At 68.4% G+C, this 15,516-nt stretch carries 16 protein-coding genes; 1 reads left to right on the forward strand and 15 read right to left on the reverse strand.

Annotated elements, in window-relative coordinates:
- Positions 1–599: 599 nt before the first annotated feature.
- Complete coding sequence (locus CAM01S_RS03700) at positions 600–2,171, forward strand: fibronectin type III domain-containing protein (RefSeq protein ID WP_066516794.1); 1,572 nt, start codon at positions 600–602, stop codon at positions 2,169–2,171.
- A gap of 241 nt (positions 2,172–2,412) precedes the next feature.
- On the opposite strand, the gene CAM01S_RS03705 is transcribed toward CAM01S_RS03700, so the two are convergent.
- The 15 genes from CAM01S_RS03705 to CAM01S_RS03775 all read right to left on the reverse strand — a co-directional run bounded on the left by CAM01S_RS03705 (position 2,413) and on the right by CAM01S_RS03775 (position 15,498).
- Positions 2,413–3,207 carry a sigma-70 family RNA polymerase sigma factor gene (locus tag CAM01S_RS03705; protein ID WP_083527730.1) on the reverse strand — a complete coding sequence of 265 codons (795 nt, stop codon included), beginning with the start codon at positions 3,205–3,207 and terminating at the stop codon, positions 2,413–2,415.
- A 357-nt stretch (positions 3,208–3,564) separates the two neighbouring features.
- Entirely contained in the window at positions 3,565–3,798 is a 234-nt protein-coding gene (gene csrA, locus CAM01S_RS03710; protein WP_066516802.1) for a carbon storage regulator CsrA, read from the reverse strand.
- Between the two features lie 72 nt (positions 3,799–3,870).
- Positions 3,871–4,692: a hypothetical protein gene (locus tag CAM01S_RS03715; protein WP_066516803.1), complete on the reverse strand. Its 822-nt coding sequence runs from the start codon at positions 4,690–4,692 to the stop codon at positions 3,871–3,873.
- A gap of 22 nt (positions 4,693–4,714) precedes the next feature.
- Positions 4,715–6,760, reverse strand: coding sequence for a flagellar biosynthesis protein FlhA (locus tag CAM01S_RS03720; protein ID WP_066516807.1), 2,046 nt, complete (start codon positions 6,758–6,760; stop codon positions 4,715–4,717).
- Entirely contained in the window at positions 6,757–7,878 is a 1,122-nt protein-coding gene (locus CAM01S_RS03725) for an EscU/YscU/HrcU family type III secretion system export apparatus switch protein (RefSeq protein ID WP_066516808.1), read from the reverse strand. The genes CAM01S_RS03720 and CAM01S_RS03725 overlap by 4 nt, the downstream gene beginning before the upstream one ends.
- Positions 7,879–8,640: a flagellar biosynthetic protein FliR gene (locus tag CAM01S_RS03730; RefSeq protein WP_066516813.1), complete on the reverse strand. Its 762-nt coding sequence runs from the start codon at positions 8,638–8,640 to the stop codon at positions 7,879–7,881.
- Position 8,641: 1 nt separating this feature from the next.
- A complete protein-coding gene (gene fliQ / locus CAM01S_RS03735; protein WP_066516817.1) occupies positions 8,642–8,914 on the reverse strand; it encodes a flagellar biosynthesis protein FliQ in 273 nt (90 codons plus the stop codon).
- Positions 8,915–8,919: 5 nt separating this feature from the next.
- Positions 8,920–9,789, reverse strand: coding sequence for a flagellar type III secretion system pore protein FliP (fliP, locus tag CAM01S_RS03740; RefSeq protein WP_066516819.1), 870 nt, complete (start codon positions 9,787–9,789; stop codon positions 8,920–8,922).
- Positions 9,786–10,268: a FliO/MopB family protein gene (locus tag CAM01S_RS03745; RefSeq protein WP_066516824.1), complete on the reverse strand. Its 483-nt coding sequence runs from the start codon at positions 10,266–10,268 to the stop codon at positions 9,786–9,788. The genes fliP and CAM01S_RS03745 overlap by 4 nt, the downstream gene beginning before the upstream one ends.
- A gap of 2 nt (positions 10,269–10,270) precedes the next feature.
- A complete protein-coding gene (fliN, locus tag CAM01S_RS03750) occupies positions 10,271–10,960 on the reverse strand; it encodes a flagellar motor switch protein FliN (protein WP_066516825.1) in 690 nt (229 codons plus the stop codon).
- Positions 10,960–11,844, reverse strand: a complete 885-nt coding sequence (locus CAM01S_RS03755) for a flagellar motor switch protein FliM (protein ID WP_066516826.1) — start codon at positions 11,842–11,844, stop codon at positions 10,960–10,962. Before CAM01S_RS03755 ends, fliN begins: the two co-directional genes overlap by 1 nt.
- A complete protein-coding gene (locus CAM01S_RS03760) occupies positions 11,841–12,752 on the reverse strand; it encodes an OmpA/MotB family protein (protein WP_066516827.1) in 912 nt (303 codons plus the stop codon). The genes CAM01S_RS03755 and CAM01S_RS03760 overlap by 4 nt, the downstream gene beginning before the upstream one ends.
- The gene (locus CAM01S_RS03765; protein WP_245631526.1) at positions 12,749–13,561 is read right to left on the reverse strand and encodes a motility protein A; all 813 of its coding nucleotides are present in this window, start codon (positions 13,559–13,561) and stop codon (positions 12,749–12,751) included. Before CAM01S_RS03765 ends, CAM01S_RS03760 begins: the two co-directional genes overlap by 4 nt.
- Positions 13,562–13,575: 14 nt before the next feature.
- On the reverse strand, positions 13,576–13,782 hold the full coding sequence (locus CAM01S_RS03770; protein ID WP_066516837.1) for a flagellar FlbD family protein: 207 nt from the start codon (positions 13,780–13,782) through the stop codon (positions 13,576–13,578).
- Positions 13,783–14,322: 540 nt separating this feature from the next.
- Complete coding sequence (locus CAM01S_RS03775; protein WP_066516840.1) at positions 14,323–15,498, reverse strand: flagellar hook protein FlgE; 1,176 nt, start codon at positions 15,496–15,498, stop codon at positions 14,323–14,325.
- Positions 15,499–15,516: the final 18 nt, after the last annotated feature.

Here is a 15,516-nt window from a genome sequence, read left to right on the forward strand (position 1 = left end):
GGCGGCGGCGCGGGCGGCGACGGCGCGGGCGGCGGCGGCGCGGCCGCCATTTCGTCGGCGGCGGGCATCGCGCGCCCGTAGCGCCTCCGCCCACGCGACGACACGCCCGACGCAGGACGCCAGTCCGCAAGAACTTGCACTCGGGCGCGCGTCGTGCCCAGCTTCCTGACCCACCGCCGAAACTGAGCGGCGTGGCGCGGCCGGGGAGGTCACTCCGACACGCCCGACGCAGGACGCCAGTCCGCAGGAACTTGCACTCGGGCGCGCGTCGTGGGCAGCTTCTTGACCCGCCGTCGAAACTGAGCGGCGCGCCGCGGACGGGGGCACGTCACCGCCAAGCAAAAGCGCCGCGGACGGGGGCACGTCACCGCCAAGCAAAAGCGCCGCGGGCGGGGGCACGTCGACGACAAGCACAAGCGCCGCGGACGGCGACACGTCACCGGCAAGCAACAGCGGCATGGGCGGATACGTCACCCCGTCGAGCGAGAGCGCCCTGCCGGCGAGTGCGTCCGATTCCGATCACCTCACACCCAGAGGCATGTCAGCGAGGATCGTGCACGGTTGCCTCCCAACATTCTGGAGATCACATGCATATATCCATGAAATCCGCGAGTACTTCGGCACTTGCCGCGGCCGTACTCGTCGGCGGTATCGGGGCTCTCCCGACTACCGCCGCCGCTGCCCCCGCCGCTGCTCCTGCATCCGCCACCACGGCGTCCACGGGCACGGCATCCGCCACCACCGCGACGGCGGCCGCGGCGTCCGGGGCCACGGCACGGAGCACCCCGTCGCAGGTATCTCCCGAGAACGCCCCGGCCTCAACTCGAGTCAGCCCCTCGGACGATCCCTCCGCCGTACCGAATGCGAACGACTTCGTCCCGTTCGTACTCAAGGACGGCGGCTCCTACTGGGCGGTCACGCCGACGTACTCGACGACGGTGGCGAAGCCGACGTGGCAGGAAGCGAGTGAAGCGGCGGTCCTCGTGCACATGCCCGCACGCGGCGGCAGCCCTGCACCGATCGCCCACGAGGTGAATGACGCGCTCTGCTTCGGCGCGCCGTCGGACACAACGGTCGAGTACACGTTCGGCTACGACAACTGCACCAACCCGTTCCGGCTCGACACGGACGGGAAGCTCTACCGGGTATTCGGGCAGTACCCGCAGCGCGTCGGCGTCCAGGGCCAGGGCAAGCTTCTCGGTGGGAACATCGGGAACTCATCATTCGTCGGTGATCAGCCGGAAGTGCCCGAGCCGAGCCGGAAGCCCGTGATCAGGTCGGCGGAGCAACTGCCCGACACGAACAACATCCAGCTCAATTGGTCCGGCGTCAGCGGCGTGAGTTGGTGGGTCATCGACCGCGATGGCGCCGAGGTCGGCCAGGCGCGCGGCGAAGACACGTTCCTCGACAAGCGGGTCCCCGTCGGAAAACACACCTACACGGTGCACCCGTACTGGCCCGACGAGGCCGAGGCGTCAGACCCCTACACGGTGAATGTCGAGGACTACGTCTCACCAAGCCCGGTTCGCGACCTGACAGTGTCGGCAATCGGTCGACACGAGGCCACGCTCAACTGGACCGAGCCGGTCATCGGTCTGGTCACGAGCTACCTCGTCGAGCTCCCCGGACGCGATCCCATGACCGTCGAGTCCACCGAACTGCGCCTGACCGACCTGGAGGCTGGGGCCACCTACTCGGCGTCCGTCACCGCGCAGAACCCGGATGGGCATTCCGCGCCGAGCAGGATCTCGTTCACGACCGACGGCGTACAGCGGCTGGTGTCAGGGTGGCAGTCGACCTCGGGCAAGTTCTACGCGCTGACGACGAACACTGACGGAACCATCGGCTACTCCAATCCGTACTCGACGAAGGAGGAGGCAGCCGCTGCCGGAACCGACCTGGTACTCCCCGACCTGGGAACGACCGGTCGGATCACCGACACCGCCGGCAACTGCCTCGTTGTCGGAACTGGGAAGGACGCGTACTTCCGCTTCATCTCGTGTGCCGCCGTGACGGACGACCAGATGTCAGAGTTTTCATTCACGCCGGGCGGCCGGCTGACGGCACCGAACGGGGAGTACCTGGCACTGGTGTGGAGTGGCTCGGAAGGCGCACACGCGGTACTCAAGTCGGACAGCAACACGTACTTCACGGTTATGGATCGGCCGTAGGTACAGCGTGCTCCGCACCCGGCTTCGGCCGTAGGGACGGCGTGCTCCGCACCCGGCTTCGGCCGTAGGTACAGCGTGCTCCGCACCCGGCTTCGGCACGGGTGCGGAGCACGTCCGTGCATCGCCTTCCTGGGGGCCGCCGCGGGTTTGGCGTGCGGAGCGCGTCCGCGATCGCCCGGGATGCGCGGCACCTCGACGCAGCGCCTCCGCGCCCCAGCGCCCCAGCGCCCCGCTCAGCGCCTCAGGCGAGGATCTGCGCCTCGATCGCGTCGTCGAATCGACCGAGCGCTCCGCCGAGGGCGGCGAGATACCGCGACCGCTTCGTCTTCGGGTTGCGGTCCGGCAGCGGAATGACGCCGGCCTCGTGATCGAAGTGCCGCACCCATCCCTCGTGCAAGAGCCGGAGCGCCTCGGCGCGGGCGATCGAGACGGCGGCATGCGTCACACCGAGCTCGGCCGCGACGTCCTTGACCTGCGCGTCCTCGAAGAACAGCCGCGTCATGATGAGGCGCAGCCGCTCCGGCAGCGTGTCGACCGCGGTGTGCAGGAACGCCTCGCGTTCGCGCGTCTCGGCGGATTCCTCCGGACTGACCATCGCGGACACGAGCTCGTCGGTGCGATCGTCGATGCCGACCGGCCCGGACGTCGCGTCCTGCAGCGCGCTCTGCACGCTGGCGCGGTCCACACCGAGCGCCGCCGCCATCTCGTCGATCGTCGGGATGCGACCGAGGCTCCGAAACAGGCTCTCGCGAATCGCCAGGGTCTCTTTGATCTTCTTGCGGGTTCCACGGGACACCCAGTCGCTCGACCGGAGCTCGTCGGCCAACGCGCCCTGGATGCGCGTGCGTGCGTAGGCGCCGAACGGCACCCCGCGCTCCGGATCGAACGAGCGAGACGCCTGGAAGAGCGCGTACTGCGCGGCCGATGCGAGCGCGTCCCGATCCAAATGCGTGCCGCGGCTACACAATTCGGAAACCAAATACCCGACGAGCGGCAAATGCTCGATCAGCAATTGATCCGGCGTGCTCGCGCTCACGCTGTCCTCATTCGTTCAGGGCAGGGGAATGCCATGACTATGTGGATAGGGCAATTACCACGATCGGGTTCGCGAAGTGACCTAACGAACCGACCCCCTGAGATCGGTCTACCTGAGAAGCTATCCGGCCTGGATACAGCGAACTACACCCCTTCCGGGGTACACGAAGCGCGGCTTCGTAACGAATTTCCGGCAGGCCCGGCGCGTCATTTGAAATTGCACTTCCGATTCTGCTAGCGCACGATCTAATCCCTGATTCCGAATGTCCACCGAAATGCGGACACAATGCGGATCGAACGATCAAGCCCTAGCTGATCAGAGAAGATTTCCCGCAGCCGACACGCGGATTCTTTCCGACTATCCGAGCGATTTCTTGAGCAGGCGCTCGGCTTCCTCCGCATCAAGCGACGACTGCATCGCGTCCTGGTTCGCAGCACTCACGGCCTGCACGATCTCGTCGCGCTGAATCCGAACGCCACGCGGCGCATCGATGCCGATCCGAACCGCATCGCCACGGGTCTCGAGAATGGTGACGACGATGTCGTCGCCGATCAGGATCCGCTCACCCGCACGCCGCGTCAGTACCAGCATCGCCCCAGCCTAAGCCCGGCGATTCTGAGCCGTCCGCCGCGCGTCGCAGGCAGGAGGCGCGTCATCCGTCGCTCAGTACGCATCCGACCACCCGACGGGCAGACCGAGGAGCAGCACCGCATCGGGCGATGTCGTCAGCGCCGTGTCGAACAAGGCCACGGCGTCGACGCCGTGACCGGCGTCACCGATGGTCTGGGCCCAGAGGCGGGTGTCCTCGATCTTGCGGGTCGCATCGACCGCGATCCACAGCTGGTCCGGTTGCACGGCGTCGACGAGCGCCGCACCGCGCTCGACGTCACTCGGCGTCGTCCCGAGTCCCACCGCGACGAGCGTGGACCCGCCGGACCGGACGCCGTCTGCGCGCGCTTGGAGCGCCTCCCGGCGGTCATTGACCTGACGACGCGACGGGTCGAGCAGGTCCGCCCCGATCGCGACCTCCACAGACGGCAGCCCCATCGCCATCGCAGCAGCAATGCGGAGCGCGTCGTCGCGAAGGCCGACGACGCACACGAGGTCCCCGGCATTCGTTGCGAGCGGCGGCGCCGCCCGGACCGGACGACGTGGCGGCTCCGGGTCCGGTGCGGCGTGTCGACCACCTCCGGCGCGGCCGCGGATGAACGGCGCAAGCCCGAGGGCGGCGACGCTCGGATCGTACGAGGCGAGCCCCCCGGCCGAGGGTCCGAGCTCGAGCTCCGCGAGCGGTGCACGGAGCACCCGAGCGTCGTCGTCCGCCTGAGGCTCGGCGGCGGCGCCGGTTTCGGCAGCGATCTCGCGCAGCACCGTGTCGAACTGCACGCGCCGATCCTGCTGATCCTGCCGGTGCATCCGGAGTTCCTGCTCGTCCGCGTCGGAGAGCAGGCCGGCGATCGCCTCGGAGGGGACGAGCCGATGCACGTCCTCCTGCGGGCGGGAGCCGCTAAACGGCCACAGCGGGGGTGACAACGCGAATCACTCCGATCGTCTCGATGGGCGCGGCGGCGACGCTCGCCTCGTTGTAGGACAGCACAGGCAGCGTCGGCATCTGCGTCGCGACGAGCTTGCGCACCGCGGGGCGCAGCTGCGGCGCGCAGACGAGCACCGGCCGGTCGTGCTGGAGGGTCGTGGTGCGGATCTCCTCGATCAACCGTTCCATGGTCGCCGGCTCGAGCACGATCTGAGAGCCGTGCTCACCGTGACGCAGACCTTCGAGCATGAGCTGCTCGACGAGCGGCGCGATGGTCACGACCTGGAGGACGTCGTTGTCGACCAGCGGGACGCTCAACGCCGCGCCGAGCGCGGTGCGCGCTGCTTCGATGAGCCCCTCCGGCTCGTTCGACACCTTCGCACGCAGGGTCAGCGCTTCGAAGATGCGCCCGAGGTCGTTGATCGGCACCCGCTCGGCGAGGAGGCCCTGCAGCACACGCTGCACCTCGGCAAGGCTCAGGAGGGACGGTGTCAGCTCGTCGACAGCGGACGGGTTTTGCCGCTTCAACCCGTCGACGAGGACGCGGACATCCTCACGCGTCAGGAGTCGCGCAGCGTTCGCGGTGACCACCGACGAGAGGTGGGTGACGAGGACCGATACCCGGTCGATGACCGTCGCCCCGGTCATCTCCGCGCTATGGCGGAGCTCGGTGGGAATCCATTTCGCCTCGAGACCGAAGACCGGCTCGACCGTGACGGTCCCGGCGATCGCCTCGAGGCCGTCGCCGAGCGCGAGCACCTTGCCGCGCGGCGCCTGCCCGCGTCCCATCTCCACCCCGGCGACACGGATCGCATACGTGGACGGCGGCAGCTCGCCGTTGTCGCGGGTCCGGACCGGCGGAACGACGACGCCGAGATCGACCGCCAGCTTGCGGCGCAGCGCGCGCACCCGGCCGAGCAGGTCGTCGGCACCGCTGGAGACGATGTCGATGAGGTCCGCGGCGAGCTGGATCTCCAGTGGATGCACGCGCATCTGCTCGAGGAGATCCTCGGTGCTGTCGCTCGTGCCGGACGTCTTCTCCGCGATCGCCTTGGCCCGCGCCTCCGCCGCCGCCTTGACGGCCCGCGCCTTGATCCGCGACGCGCCCCACAGGAGCACGCCGGCCACGATGAGGAACGGCAGCATCGGCATGCCGGGGATCAGCGACAGCGCGATGGCCGCGACAGCGGCGATGATCAGGGCGACGCGGGACTGGCTCAGCTGCTTGCCGGCGCTCGAGCCCATGTCGGAGTCCGCGCCGGACCGCGTCACGATCATGCCGGTCGACACCGCCATGAGGAGGGCCGGGATCTGCGCCGTGAGTCCGTCGCCGATCGTCAGGATCGTGTACTTGCTGAGCGCTTGCCCGATCGGGAGTCCGTTCTGCGCCATCCCGATCGTGATCCCGCCGATCACGTTGATGATGATGATGAGGACGCCGGCGATCGCGTCGCCCTTGACGAATTTGGAGGCGCCGTCCATCGCCCCGTAGAAGTCCGACTCCGCCGCGACTTCCGCCCGGCGCTCGCGTGCCTGCGTGTTCGTGATGAGGCCGGCGTTCAGATCGGCGTCGATCGCCATCTGCTTGCCGGGCATGGCGTCGAGCGTGAAGCGCGCGCCGACCTCGGCGACCCGCTCAGCACCCTTCGTGATCACGACGAATTGGATCACGACGAGGATCAGGAACACGACCGCACCGATGACGATGTTGCCGCCGACGGCGACGGTGCCGAAGGTCTCGATGACCTGTCCGGCGTAGCCGTGGCCGAGGACGAGTCGCGTCGAGGCGACGTTCAGACCGAGGCGCAGGAGGGTCGCGACGAGGAGCAGCGACGGGAACACGGAGAAGTCGAGCGGCCGGCGGGCGAACATCGTGGTGAGGAGCACGACGAGCGCGAACGCGATGTTAACGGCGATGAGCGTGTCGAGCAGCCAGGCGGGAATCGGTGCGACCAGGAGCAGCACGATGCCGACGACCGCCACCGGCACAGCGACCAGGGAGGAGTTCTTCCACTTCATGCGGTGGCCATCCTTTCGCCGGCCCCGGCGTGTGCGGGGACGTGGTCGGTCGTCATCTCGTGGATGTCAGTGAGTGAGCCGCCGCGCCGGGTGAGCAGCATCACGAATGCGAGCACCTGCGCGATGGGCGTGAAGAGCTCGACGGGGATCTCTTGGCCGACGTCGCATGCTGCGTAGAGCGAGCGGGCGAGCGGAATGTCTTTCACCATCGGCACGCGGTTCGCCGCCGCCTCCTCGCGAATGCGGGTGGCGATGAGGTCGGCACCCTTCGCGACGACCCGGGGCGCTGAGGTCCCCGCCTCGTATCGCAGCGCGACGGCGACATGCGTCGGGTTCACGAGGACGACGCTCGCGTCCGCGACGGCGGCGATCATGCGGTTTCGGCTCATCGCGAGATGCCTGCTCCGACGCTGCGCACGCACCATCGGGTCACCCTCGGAGCTCTTGTGCTCGTCTTTGACCTCCCGCTTCGTCATGCGGGTCTGCATTCGGTTACGACGGATGATGACGAACACGTCGATCGCCGCGAAGAGGAGGCCGCCGCCGATCGCGACGGTCAGCAGCGTGCCGACACTGCCCTCGACCGTCGAGAGCAGGGCCGGGATCGACAGCGAGCCGGACGCCGCCACGATCGGGATGAGCCCTTGGATGACGGCTGCGATCCCGAGTCCGACGATGCCCGCTTTCGCGAGCGCCTTCGCCAGCTCCCATGCGCTCCGGGTGCCGAACATCGTCCGGATACCGGCGAGCAGGTTGAAATGCTCGAACTTCGGGGTGAACTTCTTCGGGTGAATGCCGCCCTGGACGGCGGTGACCGCGATCGTGGTGACCGCCGCGACGACGAGCATCGGCCAGACCGTCGCGGCGACGGAGCCGAGCCCGCTTGCGAGGGCCCGCATGGCCTCCGCTGCGGAGGGTGCCTTGATGACGTCAGCGACGCCGAGGATCTGCTGCTCCGCCGCGGCTTGGGCGCGACTGATCGTGCTCGGGATCAGCGCGACGACGACGGCGACGGAGATCCACGCGACGAGATCGCGCGACTTCTGCAGTCGCCCCTGCGATCGGACCTCTTTCAGCCGCTTCTCGGTGGCCTGTTCGGTGCGTTCCTGGTTCGACATCTAGTTCACCCCCATCGCATGCATGGCCTGATCGATCAGGGTCTGCACGGCGGCAGGGAGCGCGACGATCGCGACGCCGCCGAGCATGACCGCGAGGATCACGAGCGCGGGCGGGCCGAGCGTGTAGACGTTGAGCGCGGGGGCGACGCGCGACAGCAGCCCCAGCGCAACGTTGGCGATGAACAGCACCGCCATGATCGGTCCCGCGATCTCGAGCGCTGCCGTGATGAGCTGTGTGACGGAGGCGCTCAGCGTTGCGGCGAGCGCCGACCAGTTCATCTGCATGGCAAGCGGGACAGCGGCGAACGATCGGACGAGCCCGGCGATCACGAGCTGGTACCCGTCCGTGGCGAACAGCAGCGCGAGTGCGGTCATCTGGAACAGCCGCGAGAACGGGGCCGCGGTGATGTCGGCCGCAGGGTCGTACTGCTGTGCCGCTTCGAGGCCGCCGGAGAAGTCGAGGAATGAGCCGGCGACCTGGATCGCCGAGAACGCGAGGTACACGAGGAATCCGAGCGCAGCTCCGGTGACCGCCTCGAGCACGATGTCGATCACGAACGCGGGCGTCGTCGGGTTGCCGAAGTGCGCTGCCGCCACCGGCGTGATCGCGACCGCGAGGACGACGGCGAGCATCCCCTTGATCTGGAGCGGGATCGAGTCGCTGGAGAACGGCGGCGCGATGAGGAGGAACGCGACGATGCGCACCGAGACCAGCGCGCCGGCGCCGATCTCCGAGAGTCCGATCGGGAGAACGAGATCCATCTCAGCCGCCCAGCAACGACGGGATCTGCGCGAAGAGCTGCTGCGTGAACGACACGAGCTGCGCGATCATCCAGCTGCCGCAGATCATCAGCGCGATCGCGACTCCCACCGCCTTCGGCACGAACGAGAGCGTGACCTCCTGGATCTGCGTGATCGACTGGATGAGCGAGATCGCGAAGCCGATGACCAACGCCGTGAGGACCATCGGCGCGGCGAGTTCGGCCATCATCGTGAGCGCTTCGGCCGCGATCTTCAGGACTGCTGCAGAGTTCATGGTTCCTACCGATAGCTCGCGACGAGAGATTGGATGATGAGACCCCAGCCGTCGACGAGGACGAACAGCAGGATCTTGAACGGCAGCGACACCATGACCGGCGGCAGCATCATCATGCCGAGCGACATCAGTCCCGCAGAGACGACGAGGTCGATCACGAGGAACGGGATGTAGATCACGAAGCCGATGATGAACGCGCTGCGGAGCTCGGAGATGACGAACGCGGGGATGAGCGTCGTCAGCGGGACGGCTGCCATGTTCGCCGGGTTCGCCCGGCCGGCCGCGCGCGTGATCAGCGCCACGTCGGCCTGACGCGTGTGCGCGCCGAGGAACGTCTTCAGCGGCGCTTCCGCGGCCTGGACGGCCGGGCCGAATCCGATGTGCCCCGACAGGTAGGGCTGAATCGCGTCCGTGTTGATGTGGCCGATCGTCGGCCCCATGATGAACAGCGTCAGGAAAAGCGAGAGGCCGGCGAGCACCTGGTTCGGCGGGATCGACTGCAGGCCAAGCGCGTTGCGGGCCATCGACAGCACCACGAACACCTTCGTGAACGACGACACCATGATGAGCAGCCCCGGCGCGACTGCCAGGAGGGTCACGCCGAGCAGCGTGACGATCGTGCTGGCCGGGGTGCCGTTGATGCCGTTGATCGACACGGTAGGGCCGCCGGAGCCCGATCCCGCGGCGGGAGTCGCCGGCGCGGTAGGCGCAGCGGGCGTCGCGGGAGCGACCGGCCCGTGCGAGGGGAGCGTCGCACCATGCGCCTGCGTCGCGGTGAGCAGCACCATGCCGGCGACACACAGGAGAACACCGATCGGCAGCACGAGGCGGCGGATCGCCTCCTGACGGCGACCGGCCTGGACGAGAGCGGTCATAGGGTGTTCCGCACCGACTGGGCCGCTTTCTTCCACGTGTCGAGCGAGGTGATGGTCTGCGAGAACGTCGGCTGGGCGGCAGCGCGCCGACCGCGCGCCGGTGTGGACGGGCGGGGCACCCCGGCGACCGCAGCAGCAGCAGCCGCAGCTGGCGGAACCGCGACGGAGGCCCGACTCGGCGTGGGATCCGCCATGGCGACATCGTTGGCGGAGGCGACCACGGCCTCCGGGGCGTCCGCGTCGCGGGACTTCAGCACCGACACCGCGCCGTCCGTGACACCGAGGACGAATCGCGTGCCATCCGCCTCGACGACCACGATGCGGGACTTCCCGCCGAGCGAGTGCCTGCTCACGACCGTCACCGCGTGCCCGGACTGGCGCTTGGTCCACTTCCGGCTCTTCTTCTGCGCGAACCAGAGCAGCCCGCTGACCACGGCCAGCGAGATGACGACCCGGACGATCGTGAACAGCGTGTCCACGGTCAGACGAGCTCGTCAGCGCGGTCGAGGATCTGGGTGATCCGGACGGCGTAGTCCTGATCGACGACGACGATCTCGCCATGGGCGATGAGCCGGCCGTTCAGGAGCACGTCCGCCGGCGCTCCGGCCGACCGGTCGAGTTCGATGACACCGCCCGGTTCGATCGCGAGGACGTCGCGGACGGACATCCGGGTGCGCCCGATCTCGACGGTCAACGCCATCTCGATGTTGGAGATACGGGCGAGCCGGCCCGCGACGTCGACGGGCCCGGCGCCGGAGGTCGTGGTGGCGAGCCGCCGGATGGCGAACCAGCCGAGCTCCTGGCCGCTCTCGTCGCTGATGGTGAAGGTCTGTGCCTCGAGGTCTTCGAAGACGCGGGAGGCGTCCTCGACCGAGGAGTCGCCGAGCACGCCGCTACCCAGCAGCTCGGACGCGGCGACGAGACTCGGATGCAGCACGGCAGCGATGTCGAGGCCGAGCGCGCCGCCGGTCTGCGCGAACACGGCGCCCGCGTCCTGCACGGCGAGCGCGAGTTCGGCAGACGGGGAGCCGACGAACATGGCGACGACGGCCTGCCGCACCGCGGCCGGTACCGGACTGCCGGCTGGCCGTGGGGTGACGTGGAGCGTGCCGACGCCGAGCGGCGCGGTGGCGAGCGTCTGCGCGGCGGCGGTGTACGCGTTCTCGATCATCAGTTCTCCTCGGATGTGGTGACGACGACGGCGAGTCGGGATCCGATGGCCCCGACCGCGGCGGTCGCGACGGGCTGCTCCCCCGCTGCGACGATGAGTGGACGACTGGTCTGGTGCGGCAGGGGGATGAGGTCGCCGACCTTGAGTCGGAGGATCGCCTCCGGGGACATGCGCGCAGGGCGGAGGCGGGCCGACACCTCGATGGGGACGAGTGCCAGCTGCGCTTGGAGGGTCTGGCGAACGTCTGCCGTGTGCACGGTCGGGTTCGCTTCGCCGAGGTGTTCGAGGAGGACCGGCGCGGGCAGCGCGAGGCTCGCCTCGGTGATGTCCTCGCCGACGCGGATGCTGAACCGAGCGACGACCATGAGCTCTGTGGTGGGTGCCGCCTGTGCGAACTGCGAGTTGTACTGGATCGCGTCGACGCGGATCGACCGGGCGAGCAGCGAGCCGAACGAGTAGCGGAGGTCTTCGAGCGCGTCGTTCATGAGTCGCTGCACGAGCGCGTGCTCGACGGCGGTGAACGTGCGCTCGGACACGCCGAGCCGTCGGGTGCCGCCGAGCATCGCTTCAACCCAGCCGAGCGCCGCGCGCGTCGGGAACTGGATGACGCCGCGCGGCTCCATGTCCGAGATCGCGCAGAGCACCATCGCGGTGGTCCCCGGCAGCGCTGCGGCGTATTCGTCGTAGGTGTGCATGGCGACCTGCTCGCACGTCACCTGGGAGCGCACGCGCACCTTCGCGGTGAGCTGCGTGCCCCACTGGCGCGCGAACGTCGCGAACGCGACCTCGAGCACCCTCGAGTGTTCGCGTGCCAGGGTCGCCGGACGCCGGAAGTCGTAAGGGCGCACCTCGGGGGCGTCGCGCTGTGCCGTGCCGGTGATCATTGGTTCCCCGATCCCCCCGCGACGACCTGCGGGATCAGATTGCGGACTGCTTCGTCTTTGGAGGACCGCACCACGATGTCGACGCGACGGTCCTGTGCCAGCTGGGCCGGGTCCGTCGTCGTGGTCGCGTCCGCGGAACCGTCGCTGACGGCGTAGATCCGCGGCGCGGGGATGCCGGACTGGTCGGTGAGCCGGCGCAGCACGGCGATCGCGCGAGCCGCGGCGAGATCCCAGTTCGTCGCGTACGGGGCGTCAGGCGTTCGGGCGTCGGCGTGTCCTTCGATCGACATCGTGTACGGCGTCGGGAGGAGCACCGGGCCGATGGCGTCGATCGTCGCGAGCGCGGTCGGGGTGAGGTCGGCTGCGTTCGTGTCGAAGAAGGTGTTGCCGCCGATCAGCCCGATGGTGAGGCCGCGCTGGTCGATCGTGTACGAGACGTTGCTCTGCAGGTGTTCGGCGGTGAGTTTCGCGTTGATGGCGTCTTCGACCTTCTTGAGGTCGGCGACCTCTTGCGCGGCCTGCGCCAGCGCCGCGGGATCAGGAGCGGGGGTGGCCGATGCGCTCGTCGTCGGTGTCGGGGTCGCCGCCGGGGTTGCCGTTGCATCGGGTGCCGAGGGGCTGGGTGCCGACACCGCGAGGGAGTCGCTCTGCGCGACGTTGACGTCCTTCGCAGGGACGATCACCCCCTTCGCCGTGTCGATCTTCTGGCTCTTCACGGAGCCGAATCCGGTCTGCAGCGAGTTCTTGAGCTCGTTGAACTTGTGGGCGTCGATGGACGACATCGAGAACAGGACGATGAAGGTGACCATCAACACGGTGACCATGTCCATGTAGGACGCCATCCACCGTTCGTCGTTGGCGTGCTGCTCGTCGTGTCCGGCGTTCGATGACCGGCGTCCCCGACTCACGGCGCCACCGGCGCGCTCGTCTCGGCGCCGATCGGTGCCGCATCGGACTTCGCTGCCTTCTTCTTGCCGGCGACCGCCCGTGCCGGCACCATCGCCTTCAGCCGCTCCCCAAGTGCACGGGAGCCGCTGCCTGCCTGGATCGCGAGCACTGCCTCGATGATCAGGTCCATGCGCTCGACCTCGATGTCCGCCAGGCGGCGCATGCGGGTTGAGATCGGCAGCCAGAGGAAGTTCGCGGACAGGAGGCCCCACAGGGTCGCGATGAACGCGCTCGCGATCATCGGGCCGAGTTTGTCGGGGGTCGACAGGTTCCCGAGCACGTGTGTGAGCGACACGACGGTCCCGACGATGCCGATGGTCGGGGCGTATCCGCCGAGGCTCGCGAAGAACGCCGACGATCCTCGGTGCGCTTTCGACCAGGTCGCCTCCTGGTCTTCGAGGAGTGCGCGCAGGTCGGCGGAGTCCGTGCCGTCAGCGACCCCTTGGAGCGCCGAGCTGAGGAACGGGTCGTCGATCGCGGCGATGTCATCCTCGAGTGCGAGGAGACCGCGCTGTCGGGCGGTGTCGGCAAGCTCGCCGAGCCGTTCGATGAGCGCACCGAAATCGGGCCGCTTGCCGCGGAACGCGACCGGCACCCCTTTGAACGCGTCGATGGCGTCGCCGAGCGTCGATCCCGCGACTCCGACGGAAACGGTGGCGCCGAGGACGAACACGACCGGGCCGACGAGGAGCAGCGAGGCGAAGCTCTCGTGTTCCATCGTGACCATCGCACCGAGCGAACCGAGCGCGCCGAGCAGGCCAAGCAGCATGCCGAGATCCACGATCAGCGCCCCCCGCCCTGATAGGCGCGCGCGACGACGTCCGCCCGGAACTGCATGACGCGCTCAATGACCTCCGCGATCGGCTCCCGCACGACATAGCGCACCCCGTCGACCATGGTCAGGGTCGTGTCCGGCTCCGCGGTGATCCGTTCGATCAGATCGGCGTTCACGGCGAACGACGCATCGTTCAGCCTGGTCACCATGATCATGTGGACTCCGTGACGGAAGAGACGGGATCGCCGCCGGCTGGAGGCTTCGACGCTCTCTATCGGCACACGGGTCGAGGTCGTAAGGGCGGGCGCCTCGCTCTCCTCGCACTCAGGATGACCACGACCGGTCTCGCTTACGTTGGTGCCCGTAGTCGGGACCACTGCGCCGGAATCCCGACCGCGGGGACAACAGTGAAGCCCGCCACCTGGCAGGGTGGCGGGCTTCAGTTGGCCTTCCGAGTGGAGGACCAGGGGCCGCAACGAGACCCCAAGCTCTACCGCTTGGTTCCAGTGTAGTCGGGATGACCCCGGCTCCGCGCCCCTGGTGCACTGCTTCTCGTGTCCGCCGGCGCCGGACCCTGAAGGAGGTGCCCCCTTGCCAAACGACAAGGACACCCCGCCCAGGCAGCAGAGGCCGTGGATCGGCATCGCAACACTTGCGGTGACCTTTGCACGGTTCCTACTCGACCTGATGCGCGAACGGTAACCAGGGAAGGCGGCCCCGCACTTCGACAGTGCGGGGCCGTTCGCGCCCCGTGCCTACTGCGTCTTGAGGCTGATGAGCTCCTGCAGCACGTCGTCCGACGTCGTGATGACGCGTGCCGAGGCCTGGAATGCCCGCTGCGCGACGATCAGGTTCGTGAACTCGCGCGAGAGGTCGACGTTGGAGCCTTCGAGCTGCCCGCTCGTCAGCGTGCCGAGGGTGCCGCTGCCGGCGACACCGACCTGCGCGAGGCCGGAGTTCGGCGTCGCGACGAAGTTCGAGTCGCCCGCCTTCTCGAGCCCGTCCGGGTTGGTGAAGGATGCGAGCGCGATGCGCCCCATTGCCTGCTTCTGTCCGTTCGAGAACGACCCTTCGATGGTTCCGTCGTTGTCGAGTGTGAACGACTGCAGGGTTCCCGCGGCGGATCCGTCTTGCGAGGCGAAGGCGATCGATCCGGATCCGGCGAATCCGGAGAGCTGCGCCATGTTGACGGTCACGCCACCGACCGTGAGCGTCTGACCGCTCGTGATCGCGCCGTTCGTGAACGTCAGTGCGCCGCTCGCGCTCGCGCCTGCGCTGTCCGATCCCTGCACGTTCCATCCCGTCGCGGTGCGGGTGAACGACATCGTCAGGATGCGCTGTGCCCCGGTCGCGTCGTACACGCTGACCTGGCTCTCGGCGGTGGCGCCGACGGCCGCGTCGTTCGACAGGTTCCCGGTCATGACCGCGTTCGCCGTGGCGCGCGCGGGCGACATGGTGCCGGGGTTCAGCTGCACGTTGGACACCGGGCCGGTCGCAGCGACGACGCCGTTGACGGCCGGCCATCCCTGCACGATCGCGCCGCTCGGGGTCACCAGGTTGCCGTTGCCGTCGGTGGTGAAGTCGCCGGACCGGGTGTACTGGGTCTGGCCGCCGTTGTTGACGACGAAGAACCCGTTGCCGTTAATCATCAGGTTCGTCCCGACACCGGTGGTCTGTGCAGCTCCCTCGGTGAAATCGGTGGCGGTGGCGGCCACGCGGACACCGAGGCCGACCTGGGCGGGGGACGTGCCTCCCTGGTTCGCCTGCGGCGCACCGGCGGGCTGGAGCATCTGCGAGAGCGTGTCCTCGAACTCGACCGACGACGCTTTGAAGCCGGTGGTGTTCACGTTGGCGATGTTGTTGCCGACCACATCGAGCATGGTCTGTTGCGCTTGGAGACCGGAGACTCCGGAGTCGAGTGAGCGGAGCATGGGATTCCTTTCGAGATG

The sequence above is a fragment of the Curtobacterium ammoniigenes NBRC 101786 genome, assembly GCF_001571045.1.
Classification (GTDB): domain Bacteria; phylum Actinomycetota; class Actinomycetes; order Actinomycetales; family Microbacteriaceae; genus Curtobacterium; species Curtobacterium ammoniigenes.

Excerpts from the sequence above, each read along its gene's own strand:
- fliN (WP_066516825.1), bottom strand. The coding sequence starts at position 10,960 with ATGATCGAGAACGCGTACACCGCCGCCGCGCAGACGCTCGCCACCGCG.
- CAM01S_RS03730 (WP_066516813.1), bottom strand. The coding sequence starts at position 8,640 with ATGGATCTCGTTCTCCCGATCGGACTCTCGGAGATCGGCGCCGGCGCG.
- fliP (WP_066516819.1), bottom strand. The coding sequence starts at position 9,789 with ATGACCGCTCTCGTCCAGGCCGGTCGCCGTCAGGAGGCGATCCGCCGC.
- fliQ (WP_066516817.1), bottom strand. The coding sequence starts at position 8,914 with ATGAACTCTGCAGCAGTCCTGAAGATCGCGGCCGAAGCGCTCACGATG.
- csrA (WP_066516802.1), bottom strand. The coding sequence starts at position 3,798 with ATGCTGGTACTGACGCGGCGTGCGGGTGAGCGGATCCTGATCGGCGAC.
- CAM01S_RS03755 (WP_066516826.1), bottom strand. The coding sequence starts at position 11,844 with ATGATCACCGGCACGGCACAGCGCGACGCCCCCGAGGTGCGCCCTTAC.
- CAM01S_RS03720 (WP_066516807.1), bottom strand. The coding sequence starts at position 6,760 with ATGAAGTGGAAGAACTCCTCCCTGGTCGCTGTGCCGGTGGCGGTCGTC.
- CAM01S_RS03725 (WP_066516808.1), bottom strand. The coding sequence starts at position 7,878 with ATGTCGAACCAGGAACGCACCGAACAGGCCACCGAGAAGCGGCTGAAA.
- CAM01S_RS03700 (WP_066516794.1), top strand. The coding sequence starts at position 600 with ATGAAATCCGCGAGTACTTCGGCACTTGCCGCGGCCGTACTCGTCGGC.
- CAM01S_RS03765 (WP_245631526.1), bottom strand. The coding sequence starts at position 13,561 with ATGCTGCTTGGCCTGCTCGGCGCGCTCGGTTCGCTCGGTGCGATGGTC.
- CAM01S_RS03775 (WP_066516840.1), bottom strand. The coding sequence starts at position 15,498 with ATGCTCCGCTCACTCGACTCCGGAGTCTCCGGTCTCCAAGCGCAACAG.
- CAM01S_RS03770 (WP_066516837.1), bottom strand. The coding sequence starts at position 13,782 with ATGATCATGGTGACCAGGCTGAACGATGCGTCGTTCGCCGTGAACGCC.